The organism is Sulfolobus acidocaldarius DSM 639 (assembly GCF_000012285.1).
Classification (GTDB): domain Archaea; phylum Thermoproteota; class Thermoprotei_A; order Sulfolobales; family Sulfolobaceae; genus Sulfolobus; species Sulfolobus acidocaldarius.
The window spans coordinates 899,273-919,152 of sequence record NC_007181.1 but is presented as its reverse complement, the minus strand read 5'-3'; the positions used below and the strand labels follow the sequence as shown (position 1 = coordinate 919,152).

At 38.4% G+C, this 19,880-nt stretch carries 16 protein-coding genes; 8 read left to right on the top strand and 8 right to left on the bottom strand.

Translation table 11 applies throughout. The features are described 5' to 3' along the window. Positions 1-20: 20 nt before the first annotated feature. On the top strand, positions 21-1,028 hold the full coding sequence (locus SACI_RS05315) for an acryloyl-coenzyme A reductase (RefSeq protein WP_011277969.1): 1,008 nt from the start codon (positions 21-23) through the stop codon (positions 1,026-1,028). A 30-nt stretch (positions 1,029-1,058) separates the two neighbouring features. Here the strand turns inward: SACI_RS05315 and SACI_RS05310 are convergent, their stop codons facing one another. The 4 genes from SACI_RS05310 to SACI_RS05295 form a co-directional block, all read right to left on the bottom strand. Beyond that, positions 1,059-2,246, bottom strand: a complete 1,188-nt coding sequence (locus tag SACI_RS05310; RefSeq protein WP_011277968.1) for an acetyl-CoA C-acetyltransferase — start codon at positions 2,244-2,246, stop codon at positions 1,059-1,061. A gap of 35 nt (positions 2,247-2,281) precedes the next feature. Continuing rightward, positions 2,282-3,178, bottom strand: a complete 897-nt coding sequence (locus SACI_RS05305) for an acyl-CoA dehydrogenase family protein (RefSeq protein WP_015385555.1) — start codon at positions 3,176-3,178, stop codon at positions 2,282-2,284. 11 nt (positions 3,179-3,189) lie between these two features. After that, positions 3,190-4,116: a R2-like ligand-binding oxidase gene (locus tag SACI_RS05300; RefSeq protein ID WP_011277966.1), complete on the bottom strand. Its 927-nt coding sequence runs from the start codon at positions 4,114-4,116 to the stop codon at positions 3,190-3,192. 224 nt (positions 4,117-4,340) lie between these two features. Further along, complete coding sequence (locus SACI_RS05295) at positions 4,341-5,993, bottom strand: long-chain-fatty-acid--CoA ligase (protein ID WP_011277965.1); 1,653 nt, start codon at positions 5,991-5,993, stop codon at positions 4,341-4,343. Positions 5,994-6,130: 137 nt separating this feature from the next. On the opposite strand from SACI_RS05295, the gene SACI_RS05290 reads away from it, so the two are divergent. Next, positions 6,131-7,051 (top strand): MBL fold metallo-hydrolase, encoded by a 921-nt coding sequence (locus tag SACI_RS05290; protein WP_011277964.1) that lies wholly within the window; start codon positions 6,131-6,133, stop codon positions 7,049-7,051. Between the two features lie 45 nt (positions 7,052-7,096). After that, a complete protein-coding gene (locus SACI_RS05285) occupies positions 7,097-9,088 on the top strand; it encodes a 3-hydroxyacyl-CoA dehydrogenase/enoyl-CoA hydratase family protein (RefSeq protein WP_011277963.1) in 1,992 nt (663 codons plus the stop codon). A gap of 93 nt (positions 9,089-9,181) precedes the next feature. Here the strand turns inward: SACI_RS05285 and SACI_RS05280 are convergent, their stop codons facing one another. After that, entirely contained in the window at positions 9,182-10,303 is a 1,122-nt protein-coding gene (locus SACI_RS05280; protein WP_011277962.1) for an acyl-CoA dehydrogenase family protein, read from the bottom strand. 186 nt (positions 10,304-10,489) lie between these two features. Further along, the gene (locus SACI_RS05275) at positions 10,490-11,077 is read right to left on the bottom strand and encodes a TetR/AcrR family transcriptional regulator (RefSeq protein ID WP_015385553.1); all 588 of its coding nucleotides are present in this window, start codon (positions 11,075-11,077) and stop codon (positions 10,490-10,492) included. A 639-nt stretch (positions 11,078-11,716) separates the two neighbouring features. On the opposite strand from SACI_RS05275, the gene SACI_RS05270 reads away from it, so the two are divergent. The 3 genes from SACI_RS05270 (at position 11,717) to SACI_RS05260 (ending at position 14,697) form a co-directional block, all read left to right on the top strand. After that, positions 11,717-12,886, top strand: a complete 1,170-nt coding sequence (locus tag SACI_RS05270; protein ID WP_011277960.1) for an alpha/beta hydrolase — start codon at positions 11,717-11,719, stop codon at positions 12,884-12,886. 53 nt (positions 12,887-12,939) lie between these two features. Then, the gene (locus SACI_RS05265; protein WP_011277959.1) at positions 12,940-13,860 is read left to right on the top strand and encodes an alpha/beta hydrolase; all 921 of its coding nucleotides are present in this window, start codon (positions 12,940-12,942) and stop codon (positions 13,858-13,860) included. Positions 13,861-13,938: 78 nt separating this feature from the next. Further along, positions 13,939-14,697: an SDR family oxidoreductase gene (locus tag SACI_RS05260; protein ID WP_011277958.1), complete on the top strand. Its 759-nt coding sequence runs from the start codon at positions 13,939-13,941 to the stop codon at positions 14,695-14,697. Positions 14,698-14,714: 17 nt separating this feature from the next. Here the strand turns inward: SACI_RS05260 and SACI_RS05255 are convergent, their stop codons facing one another. Beyond that, on the bottom strand, positions 14,715-16,106 hold the full coding sequence (locus SACI_RS05255; RefSeq protein ID WP_011277957.1) for a 4-hydroxyphenylacetate 3-hydroxylase N-terminal domain-containing protein: 1,392 nt from the start codon (positions 16,104-16,106) through the stop codon (positions 14,715-14,717). Between the two features lie 253 nt (positions 16,107-16,359). Here SACI_RS05255 and SACI_RS05250 point away from each other — a divergent pair, with 253 nt between their 5' ends. Both SACI_RS05250 and folK read left to right on the top strand, forming a co-directional pair. Next, on the top strand, positions 16,360-17,085 hold the full coding sequence (locus tag SACI_RS05250; protein WP_011277956.1) for an SDR family NAD(P)-dependent oxidoreductase: 726 nt from the start codon (positions 16,360-16,362) through the stop codon (positions 17,083-17,085). Then, positions 17,082-17,978, top strand: a complete 897-nt coding sequence (folK, locus tag SACI_RS05245; RefSeq protein ID WP_011277955.1) for a 2-amino-4-hydroxy-6-hydroxymethyldihydropteridine diphosphokinase — start codon at positions 17,082-17,084, stop codon at positions 17,976-17,978. Before SACI_RS05250 ends, folK begins: the two co-directional genes overlap by 4 nt. A 64-nt stretch (positions 17,979-18,042) precedes the next feature. Here folK and SACI_RS05240 read toward each other — a convergent pair whose 3' ends face one another. After that, positions 18,043-19,857 carry a phosphoenolpyruvate carboxykinase (GTP) gene (locus SACI_RS05240; RefSeq protein WP_011277954.1) on the bottom strand — a complete coding sequence of 605 codons (1,815 nt, stop codon included), beginning with the start codon at positions 19,855-19,857 and terminating at the stop codon, positions 18,043-18,045. Positions 19,858-19,880 lie beyond the last annotated feature (23 nt).

The following is a 19,880-nucleotide window of genomic DNA, read 5'->3' as shown; positions in this document are numbered from 1 at the left end:
TGTTTATATTTAATTGAACTATGAAAGCTGTAATTCTTCCAGGTTTTAAACAAGGTTATAAAATAGATAAAAACGTGCAAGAGCCAAAGGCAGGTAAATCAGAAGTTGTGGTAAAGTTAAGGAAAGCAGCACTATGTTATAGAGACCTTCTTCAGATCCAAGGATTTTATCCCCGCTCAAAATACCCTCTTATATTGGGGCATGAGATGGTAGGAGAAATTGAGGAAGTTGGAGAAGGTGTTGAGGGATTCAAAAAGGGTGATATTGTGACCTCACTACTTTACGTTCCAGATTGGACTTGTGACAACTGTAAGATGGGAGAAGAGATATATTGTAACAACAGACAACTCTATGCACAGGAGCTTGACGGATTTTTCGCAGAGAGAATACTTGTGAAAGCAAACTCTCTTGTTAAAGTCCCTCCTGGAGTTTCAGATGAAGGGGCTGTAGTAGTTCCCTGTGTTGCTGCAATGATTTACAGAGGGCTTAAGAGAGCTAATGTAAAGCAGGGGGATATAGTTTTAGTGACTGGTGCAGGAGGTGGTGTTGGTATTCATGCCCTTCAGGTTGCTAAAGCTTTAGGAGCAAAAGTAGTAGGAGTAACAAGTGAAGAGAGTAAGGCTAAGATCGTTGGAAAATTTTCAGATTACGTGGTAGTTGGGAACAAGTTTGCTGAAGAGGTTAGAAAGGGATTTGGAGAACCTTCAATAGTAGTGGACAATGTAGGAGGTCCTACTCTTGATGAGAGTATGAGGTCACTGAAAATAGGTGGTAAGATAGTACAAGTAGGGAATATTGATCCCTCTGTCAATTTCAGTCTAAGGCTAGGTTACTTAGTCCTAAAGAATGTTGAGTTAATTGGACATGCCGGGGCTACAAAGAAGGACATAGTGGACACATTGGAGATGGTTAGGCAAAATAAGATTACGCCAGTTATAGGTGGTGAGGTATCAATAGAGGATTTTGATAAGGCTTTAGATATGTTGAAGGACAGAAAAAGACATGGTAAAATTCTTATAAAGCCATAAAATAGTGAGGAAAAATAGAAAAACTTCTTTTTATACTCTTTCCACTACAATTGCTCCTCCCTGTCCTCCTCCTACACAGAGCGTAGCAACACCGTAGTCCTTTCCTTCAATCAATAGTTGCCTAGCTAATGTCCCAACTATTCTAGCTCCTGTTGCACCTAATGGGTGACCTATGGCTATAGCTCCACCTCTCTTATTAACTGTGCTCTCATCTAATCCCAATTCCTTGATAGCGTTTAGTACTACTACAGCGAAAGCTTCATTTATTTCCCACAACGAGATGTCCTTTACATTCAAGTTAGCCTTTTCTAAAGCCTTTTTAGAGGAGGGGACTGGACCTTTGCCCATTACCGCTGGAGGAACTCCTGCAAATCCGAAACTCCTGATTTTAGCCATTGGTGTTAATCCATACCTCTTTAATGCGTTCTTAGACATGAGTAGTACATATGCTGAACCGGAGTTCAGAGGAGCTGAATTGCCTGCTGTAATTGTACCATTTGGTCTAAATGCTGGAGGTAATTGAGATAACTTCTCTAAACTTGTGTCTGGTCTCACAGACTGATCAGTAGTCAGCGTAATTTTCTTTCCTTCCACTTCAGTTTCGAAGGGTATTATCTCGTCTTTGAAATAGCCCTCTTGAATGGCTTTAGTAGCCATCTGATGACTTCTTAGTGACCATCTGTCCATCTCTTCCCTGGATATCTTTGCCTCCTCAGCCAGTCTCTCTGCTGTTAAACCCATAACATAACCAGTTGTGAGGTCATACTCAGCGTATTTTGGGTCAGTTAGAAAAGCCATGTTAGGCTCTATGTGTGGGTTGTCAAACATGGGAGTTTTTGACATTTTCTCTACTCCTCCCGCTAATACGATGTCTGCCATACCCGTAGCTACTTCCATTGCTCCTATTGCAACAGTTGTTATTGAGGAAGCACACTGTCTATCCACTGCCATTGATGGTATGGTATAAGGTAATCTGGACGCAAATACTTCATGTCTTCCTCCGAAGCTCCACTGTTCACCTACTTGCAGAGCACATCCTGTAACTATCTCCTCTATTTCTCTAGGGTTTATCCCGTTCTTTTCTATTAACCTGTTTATAACTATGCCTGCTAACTCCTCTGGTCTCAAATTATAAAAAGGATCTTTTTGTGGTTCCTTTCTAGTAAACCTTGTGAAAGGAGTTCTAGCGAAATCTACCAAATATACTTCTTGTAGCATTGTTTTAACCTCTTATAATAATTTAAACCGGGAGATTATAAAGATTGCAGAAACTCTGAAATGTCCACTTTTCCGTTATAAATTTTGCTAAGGGTAAGGCTCCTCTTTAGGTGTAAGTGTATGTCCATATCGTCAGTGAAGCCAATCCCACCATGTACTTGAATACCGCTTAAAATCACTTTTGGTATCTTTTTATTAGCTAACTCCTTCGCTAACCATACATACTTAATGTTATCAGATGCTTCCAATATTATAGACCGAACCAGCTCCACATCAACAGCGTCATTTACAACTCTGTGTTTAATAGCTTGATAAGAACCAATGGGCTTACCGAAAGCTATCCTCTCTTTGCTATACTTTACAGCCATGTTTAACACTTCCTGTCCATGTCCTAACATCTGCGATGCAAAAAGTATAGATATTTCAGCGTTGTTAACTTGTACATTTTCGCCAGCATTATGCTTAACTTCATTTATTTTCATCGAATTATCTAGAGAGTTGAAACTTTTCAATTCCGCATCTTTCCTCTTTACTATTGTGTTATCAATGAGGATTAGATCTGCTTGATCTGCACCTGGGACATAGTTGGAGTCAGAGACCGCTATCTTAACTTCACCTGAGAAGAGCTTATCCAGTATATCCTTACTCTTTATTCCCCTAGAGGCAACTACACTACTAGCTATTATACCTGGCAGAAGTTTACTACCAATTAACTCATTTATTATTACAGCATCTCTCAATGGTGAATTGGAAATATATGGTAGAATCTCCAGTTTTATTATGTCCTTCCACAACTGCTCAGTGAGTTCTTTATTTCCCTCTAAAACACTCCTAAACTTCTTTGTGTCCCACTTAGAATCCAACAGTTCCTTAATACTTCCTAAAATTAGTTTTACGTCATCACTCATTTCGAATGTGGGGTCCAGTAACATGGGGTTCACCATTATAAACTCTCTATCACATCCAAGTCCTTTGGTGTAAGCATCTCTAACTTCAATTCCTTAGCCCTCTGTATAGCCTGAATTCTCACATTCAATAGTTTTTTAGCGTACTCAACGGTGACTTCTGGGTTAAGCTTCAGAGGTATCTCTACACCTTGTGGTACATTAGGCTCTGAAAATATTCCCACAGCGTATGGTCCCAAGTAGTTAATGTGCTCCATTGCAGCCTTGTATACACTCTCTCCTCCTTCTTTTATGAGCCTTGCAATGAGATATGTCCCAAAGGCTATATGCCTTGACTCGTCAGTAGCTATATAATTCACCATTTTAGCTAGTCCTGGAAATATATTAAATGTCCTAGTTATGTATTTGAAAATATTGTATCCGCCTTCAGCAGCGACCCCTTCTACCACAAGATTGTATGTTACAGCTGCTCTAACTTGGTTCTCAGGGGACGGGTCTCTATTCAAATTCCACATTGCCTTTGGGAGCTCCTCATAGAATATCTTAGCGTAGTTTGGTGAAACATCCTTAGTTAATTCCACCAAGTCCTCCTTAACACCTACTGCGTCCAAGAACCTCCTAAAAGCTTCTACATGTTTCGCTTCCTCAAAAATAAACTGCTCTAAATACATGACCTCCTCTACTCTGCCTTCTTTAACAAGTGTGACAATCAAGGGGTGTAGATCAAGGGCTACTGCCTCTTCGCCTGCACCGAACTTAGATGTTACATTGACCATAAGAAACTTATCTATATCCCTTAACTTGTCCCAGTCTGCTCTGTCTTGGGTAAGATCAATTGTCGATGGATCCCAAAAAAGTTTCTTGCCCAGCTGATATAACTTCATAGGAAATAGAGACCAATCAATCCCTCCTTTCTTTATCGACTTAAAATACGTATGTTTGTATTCTTCGAAATTTAATACCATATCTTTATATAGTAACTCTTATGTTAAAAACTTTGCTTAAAGAATTAAAAATAAACTTATGCTAAAAATAATCTAATAAATTGGATTACAAAACTGCCAAAAAGTAGAAAAAGCAACATGACTTAATACTTAATAAAAGAGATATATCTTCAAACATTACAGTAGTGCCTGTTATTGAAAATCATAAATAAAATGAATACAAAATAAAAAATTCTTTAGATCGTCTATTGTTTCATGTAATAGTCCTTATACTTATTTCTCAACTCCTCCTTCCTGAACTTACCAACACTAGTCTTAGGTATCTCATCAACAAAGACAATATCATCCGGTAACTGCCACTTGGCAAACCTCTTAGATAAGTGATCAAGTAGTGACTTCTTTACTTCTTCCTTGTCCTTACTCTGATATTCAGGTTTAAGTGATACCACAGCCAATGGTCTCTCACCCCACTTAGGGTGAGGAACACCAACAACACTAGCCTCTCTAACATAAGGATGAGCCATCAAAAAGTTCTCCAAATCAATACTACTAATCCACTCACCACCGCTTTTAACTACGTCTTTTAACCTATCAACTAATTTAACATAGCCCAATTCATCAATAACACCTAAATCTTTACTTTTCCACCACCCATCACTAGTAAAAGACTCTGCACTCCTCGGGTCATTATAGTACGACCTAGCGATCCATGGTCCCCTAAACCAAATTTCACCCACACTCTTACCATCCCAAGGTAACTCTTCTCCTGATACAGGATCAACTACTTTTACCTCGACACCAAATAGTATTAACCCTTGTTTTAGCCTCTTGAACTTCTCCTCTACAGGTAATTGCTCGAATTCGGGCTTAGCTACCGCAGCTACCACTACCGGTCCTGTCTCAGTAGCACCATATCCTTGTCCTGTCTCAATACCGTGTTTCGCCAAGGCAGAAACTAGAGCTGATGGCGGCTCCGCTCCCCCAATACCTAGTCTTAAGCCAGCTAAATTCGGTTTAGGATCCATCGTCTCTATTCTTCTTAATAATTCTAGAACTACAGTAGGTACTGCTGCCGTTCTCGTAACTTTATGATTTAAAATGTGCTCAACCATGGAGTCAACAGTTGGTCTACCAGGAAATATCTGCTTACAACCAGTAATTGCACCAGCAAACTGAGTACCCCAACCATGGACATGGAAGAACGGAACAGCTTGTAATATCACATCTGATGGTTTAAGATCTCTAGAAATGTTTAACGCATGGAGTACCACAGATCTATGGGAGTAAAATACACCCTTTGGTAGACCCGTAGTCCCGGTAGTAAATGCAGCAAATGCCGTAGACTTTTCATCTACCTCCTCAAATTTTCTGTTGGGTGAGCCGGACTTCACTAATTCTTCATAACCAAATGCATTCCTGATATTCGTCTTGATTTCCTCAAAAGGTTTATCACTCATGATGATAGTGTAGTCAAAATTATACTCCTTAGATAGAGCCTCAGCCAATGGAAGTAAAGAATCGTCAACCAATAGACCTTTTGCCCTAGTGTGTTTTAAGATGTATAGTAAGTCTGCAGGGTGAAGTCTGATGTTTAATTCCAGTAACACTGCTCCTAGAGACGGGACAGTGAAGAATGACTCAAAATACCTGTGATCGTTCCAACCCAATATACCTATAATATCACCAGCTTTTGTATTAAGTTCCTTTTCAAGGGAGTTTGTAAAGCTAGATATTCTATGGAATATTTTTCTATAATTTAAGTTGTGGAGTACTCCCCCTTGAAATCTTCTATCTGAAATAATTTCTCTTTCTCCGTGGACTTTAGAGGCGTATTCGATTACTTTATGTAGGTTCAGTTGCCATTCATCATTTACTGTGGAGGGAATTCCTTTTATCATTATATCTATTATAAGTTGCTAATTTATAAATATTAAATTGAATAAAAATTAACGCGTATGCCCTAGCGTCAAATACATGAGCTTTTCACTGTGGTTTTCTAATATGCTTATATAACTCAAAATCAAATTCTTGAACTATGATAACAACACTAAGCCTACCAATGCCTGGTCCCCTAAAACACATTAATTCTTACGTTATAAGGGACGGAGATGATACGTTGCTTATCGACACGGGTCTTCCCATAGAGGACGATGCAGTAGTCCTAAAGGAATTTATTGAAAAGAGTGGTTATCCTGACTATGTACTTATAACCCACTATCATCCAGACCATATAGGGCAGGCTAGGCTATTTAAAAAAAGCAGGATTTTGCTTAACCAGGAAGAGCTACAGTTTATCACTGACGTCATTGAAGGAGTACATGAAAGAGAAATGAAGGATTACCTATTACGGAATGGTTTCCCAGAAAATTTTCTACAGAGAATTTTCAGTCAGAGGGCTTTCTTTAAAGAACTTCTAGCTGACATAGAATTTGAGGGTGTAAAAGACGGAGATAAGATAGTAATAGGGGGTAATGAGGCTGAAGTTATTTGGACTCCAGGACACACGGTAGGTCACTCATGTGTGAAATACGGGGAAAACCTATTTTGTGGAGACCATATCCTACCAAATGTCACACCTAATGTTTCACTCCACGCTCCATACGATGATCCCTTAGGTAGATATTTAGACAGTCTTGATAAGATAGAGAAGTTGGAGATAAATACAATTTACCCCGCCCACGGAGAACCATTTACTAACGTTAAAGAGAGAATAGAAGAGATTAAGCAACACCATTTCCATAGACTTCAAGAGATAATTGATATCTTGAAAAAGAAGGGTAGAGCTAGTGCCTTTGAAATAGCAATGAATATTTCCTGGTACAGGAAGTGGGATGAGTTGTCAAACTTTGATAAGCAGTTAGCAATGGGTGAAACCATGGCTCACATAAAGTACCTCCTATACAGGGACAAAATTAAGGAGATAAATGAAGGAACCTCTATAACTTATACACTTTAATCGGAATGGATATCATTTATTAACCCTTTAATTTTATACTACTCTATGAAAGTAGAAGATATTAAGAAAATACTCGTCATCGGAGCAGGAACTATGGGTCACGGTATAGCGGAACTAGCAGCCATAGCAGGTTATCAAGTATATCTAAGTGATGTCTCTCAAGATATATTAAATAGTGCAATGGACAAAGTCAAATGGAGTCTTACAAAGTTAAAGGAAAGAGGGACAATAAAGGAGGACGTAGAGACAGTACTGCAGAGAATAAGACCTGTAGTTGGACTAGATAAGACTGTCAGTGATGCTGATTTTTCCATTGAAGCGATAACAGAGAAAATAGATGTAAAGAGACAGACATTTGCAAAATTAGACGAGCTATTACCACCTCATGCAATACTAGCAACTAATACCAGTAGTCTACCAGTTTCCAAAATAGCTGAGGCTACAAAGAGACCTGATAAGGTAGTTGGAATGCATTACTTTAATCCCCCTGCACTTATGCCCCTAGTTGAAGTAATGAAGGGCGACAAAACCAGCGACGAGACCGCAAAGGTGACATATGAGTTAGCAAAGAAATTAGGGAAGCAGCCTATAATGATAAACAAAGATATTCCTGGATACGTTGTAAACAGGATTTTAGGAGGAATAAATATCGCATCGTGTATAGTAGTTGAGAAGAAGCTTGCTGACATAAAAGAAGTCGATGCTGTTGCAAGATACAAACTAGGCTTCCCAATGGGAGTTTTTGAACTCCTAGATTACACTGGTATAGATGTTGCATATTACATTTCAAAATCAAGGGAAGAACTGGGAGTGAAAGACGATATACCAATCTGCTCACTAATAGTTGAAAAGTTCAAGAACAATGAGTTGGGTGTTAAAAGTGGAAAGGGATTCTACACCTATCCAGGTCCAGGTAAGTACGTCAAGCCTGAATTACCTAAGGAGTTGGCAGAGAAGTTAAACCCAGCTTTAATTATTGCGCCAGCAGTAAATGAAGCCGCTAGATTAGTGAGGGAGAATATAGCCAGTAAGGAGGATGTAGACTTAGGTACAGTCCTTGGTCTAGGATTCCAGAAAGGTATACTGAAATTAGCCGATGAGGTGGGAATAGATAACATTGTGAATTCATTGTCAGAGTTAAAGAAATTAACAGGAATAAGTTCATTCGATCCAGATCCCCTGTTGACAGAGATGGTTTCTCAAGGCAAAGTGGGAATGAAGTCAGGCTCAGGATTCTTTGAGTACGGGAAGATTCAACAAAAGACACTAAAAACCTTAATACTTAGAGTTGAGCCTCCCTTAGCCTGGATAGTCTTAAATAGACCAGAGAGACTTAACGCGTTAAGCCAAGAATTAATGGGTGAACTGGACAAGGTTTTGGACGAGTTGGAGTTCAATAATGACGTCCGAGTGGTAATTATCACTGGTAATGGTAGAGCATTTTCTGCAGGTGCTGACGTAACGTCATTTACTACACTGAGACCAATTGATGTTGTGAGATACAGGTATATGAAAAACGTCATCTACAAGATTCAACTTTATACTAAGCCAGTTATCGCTGCTATAAATGGGTTCGCCCTAGGCGGAGGACTTGAGTTGGCAATGGCGTGCGACATCAGAATAGCCTCTAATTTAGCCCAGTTAGGTCAGCCTGAGATCAATATCGGAATAATTCCAGGGGCCGGTGGTACACAAAGACTTCCAAGACTAATAGGTAAAGGAAGAGCGAAGTTACTTATTTACACCGGTGATATGATCCCTGCGGAAGAGGCATATAAAATGGGACTAGTTGATCAGGTCGTTCCGGCAAACAAATTTGAGGAGGAAGTTAGGAGAGTGGCATTGAAGATTGCAGAAAAGTCGCCGTTATCATTATTAGCTGCCAAATTAGCTGTGGAGTTAGGTTATGAGGCTAATATATGGACTGGACAGGAATTAGAGTCTGCCTTATTCGGACTGTTATTCACAACAGAGGATGTAAAAGAAGGAGTAAGGGCTTTCCTAGAGAGGAGAAAGCCACAGTTCAAAGGAGAATAAATGAGATTATTTTTTATCTCTCTCCTTAAGTACAAAAGAAAGTGTAAGGAATAAAAAACATGTTTTTTGTTATCTAGTTCCTTGTGTACATCGTTATCCTTTAGGTAATCCTAGTACGACCTCTCCAAGCAGGTTTCTTAATATTTCCGACGTTCCTCCTGCAATAGTAATTGACCTTGAAGCTAATAGTCCATAAACTATTTCAGGTCTGAAACCAGGTTTACGTTCTACCACTAGAGCTTCCGGACCCATGGTATTGAATGCACTCTCATAGACTTTTTGCATTGACTCAGAAGCTACTAACTTGATCATGGCAGCCTCTGGACCAGCTATATATCCCTTTTTCATTCTCTCTAGTATTCTCTTGTAAAAGGCTTTCAGCGCAATTATATCTTCAGCTGTATTAATTAAGGATTCTCCCTTATAACCAGTGTTCACAAGATCTCTGATTATCCTCTCGACTCCAAATAGTATTGTACCTATGTTTAGTCTTTCGTAATTCAGTGTGGACATAGCCACTCTCCATCCTTCTCCTACCTTACCTACAACATTTTCCTTAGGCACCTTTACTTGATTGAAGTATACCGTGTTAAACTCTGATCTTCCAGTTATCTGCTTAATAGGGCTAACTTTTATCCCCTCGCTTCTCATATCTACTATGAGTATTGTCAGCCCTTTGTGCCTTTCAGAGGGGTCTCCTGTCCTCCCTAATAGGAGACAGTAATTAGCCAGATGGGCATAACTACTCCATATCTTCTGCCCATTTACTTCATAATGATCTCCCTTATCCTCTATCTTGGTTCTGATTGAAGCTAAATCTGATCCTGCGTGGGGTTCAGAAAACCCTTGACACCATATATCTTCCGCTGTAAGGATTCTCCTTATGTGTTTTTTCTTCTGCTCTTCATTTCCGTTGTTCAAAATTGCAGGACCTGTGACCGATACTCCTAAACCTATCGTAGCGTAAGGAACTCCTGCTTTAGCGAATTCCTCTCTAACAATAATCTCCTTTATGGGACTATCTCCCCAACCACCATATTCCTTAGGCCATGAGACACCAAGATAGCCTGCCTCATATATTTTCCTCTGCCAGCTCTTTAAGACCTCAACTGGTGCCATATCTCCCTTTTCCTTTATCTCTTCAGGTACGTTCTTGCGAATCCACTCTCTGACCTTATTCCTATACTCCTCTAACTCTTTATCTTCTTCGCCCATATACTGAATTACTTTAGATCTAATATATAATCTTTTTTGAAAACCAACATCACTAATTAATGAAAAATATAAAACCTAGAACTTTTGCGTTCCCTTCATGTAAAGTAGAAAGTAGCGAAAATGGGAATAGGAGGAAGACCTCAAAAAATAAGAAGTTATTATGTATATAGACAAAACAAATGGCAATTACCTTGGTGTTAACATATTTTCTATAATTAAGTCCAAGTCTCTCTGTTGTTTTAATGTAAGCCCAGAGTTACTCCACAAGACGTACCTTTTACCAAGCATATGGGCTATACCGATTAAAACGTAAGACAGTAACTCAGGGTCTACATTTATTATCTCACCCCTCCTCATTGCCTCAGAAAGACCCGTAGTATATCTCTCGGCTAGCTTCATGAAGTGCCACTTATATATATCAGGTCTATGGACTTGTGTTTCAATGAATATCTTATAATACTTCTTGTTCTCGTTCATCCACTCCAAGAATTTCTTCATTCCTACTTTTTCCACATCAATCCTACTGTCTAGGTTCTGTGTATATGTTTTCAAATAATATCTCATATTTCTGTTAAACTGCCTTATTATCTCATCTAAAATGTCATGCTTACTCTTAAAGTAAAAGTAGAAAAGACCATAAGCAACTCCAGCCTTACTTGTAATATCGTTTATACTAGTGCTTAGAAAACCCTTATCAGCAATTAGCTCAACAGAGGCATCAAGTATTTTATTTAGTGATTCCTTTCCCTTTTCTGTTTTAGGAGCCCTATACATCACACCACCTTTACTACTTGATTTTTGAGTCGACTATCATTGTAGTTAAAAGGTAAACTCGATAATAAACTTCTCCGATAATTTTATTGATTAGAATAAAGAAGATTATTTACACAAATACATTAAGATATAATGAATAAAACAAATAGTTTAATTTTGATGAAGAGATACAAAAAAGCTTAAACGAAGAGAACTGTGCCACTGACTTCTTCCACACTCTAAAGGGCGAGGCTCTCCACATTTTATAATTTAATGTCAAAAGGCTTATTTAGAGGCTCTACGTCGACTTCTCTTTAAAAGGAGAAGACCTGGAAGAAGCTAGCAACATCATTTGCCATTTAAAGTGAAAAGCTTACGTGTAATACAGCAAGCAAATCCGCGAGGAAATATGGCACGTTTGAACTTTATCAGATCAGAATAGACTCATTTATATTTCATGGTTTTATTCAAGAGGGCATATTTCGACTATATTATACTTGATTTTTGAGTCGACTATCATTGTAGTTAAAAGGTCGGTTCAGTGTCAGCTTTCCTAATAGGATTTGGAGTGAAGAAAAATTATTTACACAAATACATTTGATAAATCAAATAGTTTAATTTTAATCAAGAAATATAAACAAGCCGGAGCATAATTTAATTATGACATGGAATTTGAGACAAGAGTACAAATGTAAAGATTATCCTAGTTTAAAACACTATTATTGGACGAAGGAGTCTAAAACGCCACCCTCAGGGATTATTGGTGTTCATAGGCTAATCAAGGAGGAATGTAAACCCATAGCCTCTCTCCTAATACTCCCAGGAACATGGAGTAGTGGTGAACAGTTATCTGCTAATACGGTAGATGATGATTGGAAGAGAAATGAAGACATTGATGAGCCTTTCTTTTGGGCTAATAGATGCATTGATGTTTATTTAATGGATTATAGGACTCACTTCCTGTCTCCTGAGAAAGATCCGAGTGAATTCGGCTTTATGGTTGATTGGGGATGGGAGCAATGGATAAATGACATTAAGGAGGTTGTAGAGTTTATTAAAGAGATATCTTCCTTTAAAAGGGTCTTCTTAGCTGGTGAAAGTTTTGGAGGATTAGCTACAGTAAATTTTGCAACTCTATTCCCTGAGGACTTGGAGAGTCTAATTTTACTCGATGGAGGACCTATTCTAAGGCAACCTACTAATTCTCTTGATTTTGACGGTCTCTTAGAGAAAATCAAGAATACGAAGAGTTGGGCAATGGAAGTTGGAGGTACTAAGGGGGCTCTCTTCCTCTTTAAATATATCGATAAGAATCCTAATGCACCACCGACAAACCCTGTAACGGGAGAGCCTCTTGAACCTAGAATCAATCCAATTACAGGTGAAAAATGGAATAACATATTGGAATGGGCAACTTTTACTCTCTATAGCGGTTGGGGTCCGGGATTACTAACAAACGTATATGCAGGGTATAATGATCCGAGAGTGTTAGTACATACAATGTCCACCTTTGACAGATATTGGCCAATAAGGATATACCTTGAAACTCAGACAATGTTAGACTGGAAGGAATGCCCCTATCTAAAGTATGATTTTGACAACATGTACAGCAAAATATCCTTACCTATCCTAGATATAATAAGTGGCTTTGGATTATCAGCAGGTAGGCTGAGCAATAATCCCTTCCCTGGAAATCGTCCTTATAGTATGATACTTTTAGAGAAATATGGTCATCTGGACGTCTACAATGGTTCCCACTGTAAAGTTGATGTATCCATTCCTGTGGTATCAGCAATATACTCAAGGGTTTATAAGACACAAATTAGGTAGGTAAGTTAATTATTTAGATTAATTTTTTATGCTATCAACTAAAACTAAATGTTATGCCGTTGGATCCTGAAGTGAGGAATTTCCTTCAAGTTTATTATAAGGCTAACATAATAGATTTCACCAAATATCAGTTCCAGGAAATTAGACAAAAAGTAAATGAATTGTTGGCAAAGGCGGTGCCAAAGGATCCTGTGGGAGAAACTAGAGATATGAAAATAAAGTTAGAGGATTATGAGCTGCCCATCAGAATATATTCACCCATTAAAAGGACCAACAACGGACTGGTAATGCACTTTCATGGAGGAGCGTGGATATTAGGGAGTATAGAGACTGAAGATGCTATCTCAAGAATTCTCTCAAACTCCTGCGAGTGCACAGTCATATCGGTTGACTACAGACTTGCGCCTGAATATAAATTTCCAACCGCAGTCTATGATTGTTTCAATGCTATAGTGTGGGCAAGGGATAATGCGGGAGAACTTGGTATTGATAAGGATAAGATTGCCACATTTGGAATAAGTGCTGGAGGTAATTTGGTTGCTGCTACTTCACTGTTGGCTAGAGACAATAAATTGAAATTGACTGCACAAGTACCTGTAGTTCCTTTTGTATACCTCGATCTTGCGTCAAAATCAATGAACAGATACAGGAAAGGGTACTTTCTTGACATCAATTTGCCAGTAGATTACGGCGTTAAAATGTATATAAGAGATGAGAAAGATTTATACAATCCATTATTTTCACCCTTAATTGCAGAGGACTTATCTAACTTACCTCAGGCTATAGTCGTTACTGCAGAGTACGATCCTTTGAGGGATCAAGGAGAAGCTTATGCCTATAGGCTCATGGAATCTGGTGTCCCAACATTAAGTTTTAGAGTAAATGGCAATGTTCATGCATTTTTGGGTTCACCAAGGACTTCACGTCAAGTGACAGTGATGATTGGGGCACTACTTAAGGACATTTTTAAGTAAAAGAAACATTGTTGCTGGACATTTTTCAGTATCTTTTTGATTAATAAAATTTATTTATGAAGACTCATAATGTAATTTATGTACTCTCTTAAAGACAAAGTAGTCGTTGTGACTGGTTCTGGTAGAGGTATAGGTAGAGCTATAGCGTTAAGGTTAGCCCAAGAGGGTAGCAAAATAGTAGTAAATGCCAAGAAGAGGGCAGAAGAAGTTAATGAGACCGTGGAAATGGTTAAGAAAATCGGTGGAGATGCTGTAGGAGTTTTAGCTGATGTGGGAACCAAGGAAGGTTGCGAAACACTTCTAAAATCCACCCTTGACAAATTTGGAGTTGTGGACATATTAGTAAACAATGCTGGATTAGGACTTTTCTCGCTATTCATGAACGCAGATGATAAACTAATTGAAAAACACATTTCTGTAGACTTCAAGTCTGTAGTATATTGTTCTCAAGCATTTGCAAGGGAGATGAGAGAAGGAGGAGAAATAGTAAATATAGCCTCAATAGCAGGAGTTTTACCAGCTTATGGTCTCTCGATGTATGGTGCAATGAAAGGAGCAGTGATAAGTCTGACCAAATACATGGCACTTGAATTAGCTCCTAAAATAAGGGTCAATGCTATAGCTCCGGGATGGGTTAAGACAAAGTTGGGAGAGAGTATGTATAAATTACTGAACATGAGTGAGAAGGAATTCGTGGAGAAAACAACCTTAATGGGTAAAATGCTGGAACCAGAGGATATTGCGGAGTTTGTCACAGCTATACTTAAGATAGAAGGATTAACAGGTCAGGTATTTGTCGTAGATGCAGGGGAAAGTATAAAAAGAGGAATTGCTTAAATGTTTAATTCATGAAATTAACCAATAATTTTTTTGATTAAACTTTCTGCTTCCCTATAATCATAACTTCTGAACAACTCTATCTTACTAGCCTCTATTGATCCCTCCGCATGAACCATTGCAGTTAATAGATAACCCGCTACAGGACTGGCTGCAAGCTCTTTAACCAACTTCAATATCTTTACTCTCTCTTCTCCATCTACAGCTCCTCTCAAGTACTTGATAATCGTCTTACCCTCTTCACTATCGAAGTCTTCTTGTGATGGAAGTGTTGCAATAATACCTCCTGCAACGTCAACTAAATCCTTAATTACGTCATGGAAGTGCATATTAGAGTATAGTTTTCCTACATTGACATACAGTGGGTTTGGAACTGCTACACCCTCTAGCATTACAGGGCTTATGGCAGAAGTTATAGCAGTACTTCTAAGTATTTCCTTGTAGAGTATCAAATCCACTACATCATCTCTCACATGTTTTTCGTTCTCTATTCCATTAGCCTTAGCCATAACCCTAGCTGAGCCTAGGAATAAGTTAATTAGTGCTGACCTGTAGGATAATGCAGTAAATCTGTGATATGTTGCAAATAACATGGCGATATTTCCCGCGTAATCATATTCCTTAAAGAGGAAGACTCTATCCCACGGGACAAACACGTTATCGAAAACCGTTATGGTCTCAAGTTCATAGTCCTTCTTACTTAAGACTGCTGAAGTGTTTCCCTCAATTTCGTCAATTGGTCTCACATAAAGTTTCAACCCAGGTGCATTTGCAGGGACCGCAAAGGCTACGGCATAGTCCTTATCGCTATCCTTCATAGCCCTAGTTGGTATCACGATTATCTCGTCTGACACAGCAGATTGAGTTGTATGTGCCTTAGCTCCCCTTACCACAATACCATCACTCTTGACATCTACTATTCTCACGTACATATCTGGATCTGCTTGTTCTGAAGGTCTTTTGCTTCTGTCTCCCTTCACATCAGTCTGAGCTGTAGCTATTGTCAAATCATTCTTAGTAACATATTCGTGGTATTTCTGTATCCTTTTGGTGTAGTCTGTACCATATTTTCTGTCCAATTGTCTCGCGGTGATGGTAAGAGCGAAAATTGCGTCACTCCCTATTGCTTGCGATATGTTGAATATTCCGTTACAGTACATTGTCGTATCGTAAATTAATTTATGTCTCTCTAGTAAGTCCTGAGTTGATGTAGGTTTCTTGAAGAATTTACTTACCTTACCTAATGAGGGATCTTCATACATTCTATCGGAATATTCGAAAAGTTTTGAAGCATGAATTGCAGCTATGCTCAGTATAGGATGAGCGGTTATATCTTCTACAGGTTTTCCCCTATAGAAAACTTTCCTTCCATCTCGTAGAGATTTTAGAAAATCTCCTTTTGTTCTCATTAAGTATATTTAATAATTGACTTTATTTAATGTTTTGGTTTACATCTAATGTATGTGTTAATATAATTTTCTAACTTTCCTGAATAGTATTTTTTATTACACGTGATATTGCTAAATATAATTGGTTTAATATGACGGATTTTTTCACATCATTCATGAATGTATAAATAATATTTTTAGATGTTTCTGGAAGATTATCAAAAAACTATTTTATCTAACTTTAATATATAAACTCTTGTGATATATATTTTATGTGTATCTTAAAGGAAGAACTGCATTAATTACAGGTAGTGCAAAAAGAATAGGAAGAGGCATAGCCCTGGGTTTAGCTAAGGAAGGAGTCAACATTGTTTTACATTATAATACATCTGAAGAAAGCGCTTTGAGGTTAAAGGATGAGATCGAGGAGATTGGTGTAAAATGTTGGTTAGTAAAGGGAGAGTTGTCTAAGGATTACGCAAAAATTCTAGATAACGCATTTAAACTTACTGAGGGTAACTTAGATTTCCTCATAAATAATGCCTCAATATTTCCAGCCTCTAAGGTTACTATGGAAAACCTTAACAGTATTGTAACAGTAAACTCGTGGGTACCTCTACTATTATCTCTCGACTTCTCTAGGAAACTGAGTAAGGGCAAAATTGTCAACATATTAGACTCAATCATTTCAGGCTATAATTTCGAGAGATATCCTTACTTCCTGAGCAAGAAATTACTGGAGATCATAACAGTTTCTCTAGCTCTAAAATTGTCTCCTTCCTTTCAGGTTAATGGAGTTGCCCCTGGACTGATACTACCACCTGAAGGTAAGGATAACTCATATCTAGAGAATCTGAAGAGCTTTGTCCCCATGAAGAGGTATGGTAACGTGGAGGAAGTTGTAAATGCCGTAATCTTCCTTCTAAAGAGCGATTTCATTACAGGACAGATAATCTATGTTGATGGCGGAGAACACCTAACTCCAAGGGTGGTCTTATGACATACAAGGTTTCCATAGAGGACTTAAGATTGTACACAATTATTGGCGTGAACCCTCAGGAGAAAGAGACGAGACAGGAGGTGTCTATAGACGTATATTACTGGGCTGATCTAAGGAAAGGAGCTAAAAGTGATCAGCTACCAGAAACTGTTGACTATAAAGTCTTAAAGAAGGAGATCATCTCTTATGTGGAGAACTCTTCCTTTAACTTACTTGAGAGCCTTGCCTATAGGCTGAGTAAGGTTGTTCTCCAAGACAATAGAATAAAGAAAGTTGTGATAAAGGTCGGAAAACCGGGTGCGTTGAGCAGAGCGAAAAATGTTTCAGTCGAAGTAAGAGCAAAGAGAAGGGATAACTTAGCTAAAGTGTATATATCAATTGGGTCTAACATTAACCCTGAAGATAACGTTAGAAGAGCAATAGAGTTACTAGACAAAATGATTAAAATTAAGAAAATTTCCACAGTGTATCTTACTAAGCCTATCCCCCCAGATCAACCTGACTACTTTAACTGCGTCGTTGAGAGCAGAATTAACATATCGCCGAAAGATTTGAAATACAACATATTGAGGAGAATTGAGAGTGAACTAGGGAGAGAAAGGACAAAGAATAAATTCTTACCTAGGACTATTGATCTCGATTTAGTACTGTATGGAAACCAAGTGATAAACGAGGAAGGGGTAACTGTTCCAGACCCGGAGATAGAGAAGAGAGAGTTTTTAGCAATTCCGCTAATGGAGTTGAATGAGGACCTGGTGATCCCCGGCATAAACAAGTCAATAAAGGAGATAGTTAAGAAATTTGAGGGAGTGGACATGAAGCCATTAACTGATTTTACATCAGAGTTACGGAGCCTAATAAGTGGAAGCAGGAAAAAAGATCCTGAACAATAGGTTTAGACTAATGTAAATCACATACCTTGACGAGTGTAGTGTTAAGTGGGAAAAAAGAGAAGTTTTAGCTCTTCACTAACTGGAAAGGAGATACCTTGTCGCCATATCTATTTATGTAGTCTAATAGCCTGTCCTTTTGTGCTTTCAATTCATTAATAACCTCTATCGGCGTGTCTGCTATCTCTGAGTATATCTTCATTATCCTCTCGGTCTTTTCCAGATACTTACTTAATTTCAGGGTAAACTGAAGTTCGTATGCCTCTTTTGTGTACTGCTTGCCCAGAGTGGAGTTAAACAGTTTGCTTAGATCTTCATAATATGGAATAAACCCTACAGGTGTGTATATAGCGTCAGTCTCACTCTCTACTCTTTTAACAGCCCATTTAACCCATACACGTTTATCTTCCTTGGAATTGAGGAATTTGTTGTTTTCGTCCTTAAGAAAATAATTGAAGCTAAATATTTTGGGGACGTATTTGAGATTTCTGCCAAATGTCAGATAGTTATTTAAGTATTTTCCTAGGGACAGAGGCATGAAGTCAAGTATTGCCATAGGGTTGAATTCTAAGACATCAGCTTTGCCAATTACTGCTGAAGTTCTAGAGGACTCCATTGAAGCACCTATAGTTATAACTCCGTGTTCCCAGGAGAAAGCCTCTGTCACAGGGACTAAAGTGGAGTAGTCTCTGACTCCAAAAATTATTCCATCAATTACAACACCTTGTGGATTATCGTAGTCTTTGTCTAAATTACTGAAGGATGTCAAAGGAGATGTGAACCTGGCATTAGGATGGGAAGCTGGTTTTCCACTTTCCTTAGTCCAAGCTCCCTCATAGTTATATCCCTTTTCGGGTTTTTCTACTTCACTTCCTTCCCAATATACTCCTCCGTCATCTGTCATCAACACGTTGGAAAAAATGACTTCACCTGGCTTATGTAATACATCCCATATTACAGGGTCATCCCTCTCGTTTATTCCCTGAATAATTCCAAAAATACCGATCTCAGGATTTACTGCTCTACACACACCGTCGATCTCCTTTATAAATGCTAAATCATCACTGATCAGACTTCCTAACATTGAAGTTGATGTTTTACCAGATCCTGACGGAAAAGACGCTGTGAAGTAATGGGTGCCACGGTTTCCCTCAAATCCTACAATAGCCATATGTTCGGAAAGCCAACCCTCATTCACAGCTTTCGTAACTGTTAACCTCAAGGCTAGTTTTTTCAGACCTACGCTATTACCAGCATATGTGGTGTTAACGCTGTAAACGGTATTCTCCTTAACATCTATCATAATTCTCCTTTTCTTGATATCTAATTGTCCCTTTGAATGAATGAATTTCAAAAAGGGTTTGTCACCATAAAAGTCCTCAAATGCGTTTCTGTACAATATATTCTCACTGTGAATTACATACGGAGAATCTGTAATTTGCACTGCTAGTATTGAAAATTTTGAGTTCCTCGGACCCAATGAGTAAAAACCTACGTACATCTCTCTACCCTTCATAGAACCCTTCAACAGAGATAGCATCTCCCTTAAGCCCTCATCTCTGGGCTTTGTGTTCACAAACGGGATTTTTTCGTCCGTGAGAATGAAAGTGTCCTCTCTAGCCCTTGCTTGATCTAAAGGGTGATCAAAATGTATTGTATGCCCTTCCATTTTGAGTTTGATTTCTTCTTTAGTCTCCAAAGCCCTTTTTTTAACGTATTCTCTGTCCTTCTCTTCACCAAATGATACGTAAACTCTGTCTGGGGTGGTGAGCTCTATGGTCTTACTCAAGAAATGGACTAGGGAAGGGTTGTTTATACTTTTTAATTTTTGAAATGCTTTGTCAGAAATAATGCCGTTTAAAGGGCTTAAATCAACCTTCATGATATATATTTGGTTAAAGAAAG